Source organism: Ruegeria sp. CE9 (assembly GCF_056537425.1).
Map to the genome: position 1 here is coordinate 1 of NZ_JBQFRO010000042.1, position 2456 is coordinate 2456.

Genomic DNA, 2456 nt, shown 5'->3' on the forward strand with positions numbered 1-2456 from the left:
CGGTTGTCTGTCATAGATTGGCGGCAGAGGATGATCACATCGCCGTTGTCGGTGAAAATCGCAAAGTGCTGATCTTCTCTCTTGACGAATTGCCCGAACTTGGGCGCGGTAAAGGTGTGCGGCTGCAAAAATACAAAGATGGCGGTTTGGTCGATGCGCGTGGCTTGCGTTTGGCCGATGGTCTAAGTTGGTCTGATCCTGCGGGACGCACCCGCACGGAAACAGAACTTGCCGATTGGATTGGCAAACGGGCCACAGCAGGGCGCATGGCACCGCGCGGTTTCCCAAGGGATAACCGCTTTACATAACCGCTTTGACAACACTGGGGGTCTGTCATGCGATTTTTAACATTCTCAAGGCGCAGTGTTGCGGCGGGAATGATGTCCCTGCTGCTAATTGGTTGTGCAGCCCCCGATCCTTTGGGGCAGGCGCAAATCCCGATGGGGGATTTTGCCTTGGGGTTCAATATTGTTGTTGCTGATAATATGCAGCAAGTCCCCCCCTCACGCGATGCCACACCCGAAGAGTGGATTGCGGTGATCTCCTCAGAGATTGATCGCCGATTTGGCGCATATGAGGGGGATAAGCTCTACCATATTGCGCTGAGTGTAGATGCCTATTCTTTGGCCCCTCCTGGTATTCCCGTCCTTCTCAGCCCAAAATCGGTTTTGGTGATTTCTGCCAATATTTGGGACGATGCGGCAGGGGTGAAATTGCATGAGGCACCCAACCAAATCACCATTTTTGAGGGCGCGTCACCCGATACGATATTTGGGTCGGGCTTCACCCGTGACCGCGAAGAACAGATGCAGATTTTGGCCCGCAACGCGGCCAAGCGCGTGCAGGCATGGATGCTTGAAAACCCGCAATGGTTTGGCATTGACCCCGATGCGGCAAATGCGGCGCTTGAGTGGTTAGATGTGCCCCCCGATCCTTTGGCTGAGGCGGATCTTACTGCCCTTGAGGTGCCCGAAATGGCCGTTACAGGAACCAGTGCCACGCCATCTGTCACGCCCGTTCCACGTCCTGCGCCCTAACCCAGTTAGCAACCATGGGCTGAATGATTTGAATGTCGTCTTGATTTTTTGTCTCAGGCCTCGTAACGAGCGCGCGTGTTAAACTCGGGCACAGATTTTGCCCCCCAAAAAATGAGGCGCCAGGGCTATGGCAAAGGAAAAGTTTGAACGTAATAAGCCGCACGTGAACATTGGCACGATTGGTCACGTTGACCACGGCAAGACGACACTGACAGCGGCGATCACGAAGTATTTTGGTGATTTCAAGGCGTATGATCAGATTGACGGCGCACCTGAAGAGAAGGCGCGTGGGATCACGATTTCGACTGCGCACGTTGAGTATGAGACAGATGCGCGTCACTACGCGCATGTGGACTGCCCTGGTCACGCTGACTATGTGAAGAACATGATCACCGGTGCGGCGCAGATGGACGGCGCGATCTTGGTTGTGAACGCGGCGGACGGCCCTATGCCACAGACGCGCGAGCACATTTTGCTTGGTCGTCAGGTTGGTATCCCTGCGATGGTTGTTTACATGAACAAAGTCGATCAGGTTGATGACGAAGAGTTGTTGGAACTTGTTGAGATGGAAATCCGCGAGCTTCTGTCTTCCTACGACTTCCCTGGCGATGACATTCCTGTTGTTAAAGGGTCTGCTTTGGCTGCGATGGAAGGCCGTGACGCAGAGATCGGTGAGAACTCGATCCGCGCGTTGATGGAAGCTGTTGACAGCTACATCCCAACGCCTGCACGCGCAGTTGACCAGCCATTCTTGATGCCAATTGAAGACGTGTTCTCGATTTCTGGCCGCGGCACAGTTGTGACGGGCCGTGTTGAGCGTGGTGTGATCAATGTGGGTGACGAGATTGAGATCGTTGGTATCCGCGACACCTCCAAGACGACCTGCACAGGCGTTGAGATGTTCCGCAAGCTGCTTGACCGTGGTGAAGCGGGCGACAATATCGGCGCGCTTCTGCGTGGTGTCGACCGTGAGGGCGTTGAGCGTGGTCAGGTTCTCTGCAAGCCAGGTTCTGTGAAGCCACATACGAAGTTCGAAGCTGAGGCCTATATCCTCACAAAAGAAGAAGGTGGTCGTCACACCCCATTCTTCGCGAACTACCGTCCTCAGTTCTACTTCCGCACCACGGACGTTACCGGCACTGTGACCCTGCCTTCTGGCACGGAAATGGTTATGCCTGGCGACAACCTGAAGTTCGAAGTCGAGCTGATCGCCCCCATCGCGATGGAAGATGGTCTGCGCTTCGCCATCCGCGAAGGCGGCCGCACAGTCGGCGCAGGCGTGGTCTCCAAAATCATCGCTTAATCGCTAGCGATTTTCTAAACTCAAAGAAAGCCGCGCCTTCGGGGGCGGCTTTCTTCATTAAAGCTGTGCGGTATTGTGACCTGCTTTGTGATCTGCTGCGAGCGCCTCTGCATCCA

At 54.9% G+C, this 2456-nt stretch carries 3 protein-coding genes; all 3 read left to right on the plus strand.

Going from position 1 to position 2456, the window contains the following annotated elements; translation table 11 throughout:
- On the plus strand, positions 1-308 hold a 308-nt coding region (locus ACR0B3_RS23710; RefSeq protein WP_480811202.1), incomplete at its 5' end, for a DNA gyrase C-terminal beta-propeller domain-containing protein.
- Between the two features lie 72 nt (positions 309-380).
- Entirely contained in the window at positions 381-1037 is a 657-nt protein-coding gene (locus ACR0B3_RS23715) for a hypothetical protein (RefSeq protein WP_480811203.1), read from the plus strand.
- A 127-nt stretch (positions 1038-1164) separates the two neighbouring features.
- Entirely contained in the window at positions 1165-2340 is a 1176-nt protein-coding gene (gene tuf, locus ACR0B3_RS23720) for an elongation factor Tu (protein ID WP_340243653.1), read from the plus strand.
- Positions 2341-2456: the final 116 nt, after the last annotated feature.

Coding starts and splice junctions, on each gene's coding strand:
- ACR0B3_RS23715 (WP_480811203.1), top strand. CDS start 381: ATGTCCCTGCTGCTAATTGGTTGTGCAGCCCCCGATCCTTTGGGGCAG.
- tuf (WP_340243653.1), top strand. CDS start 1,165: ATGGCAAAGGAAAAGTTTGAACGTAATAAGCCGCACGTGAACATTGGC.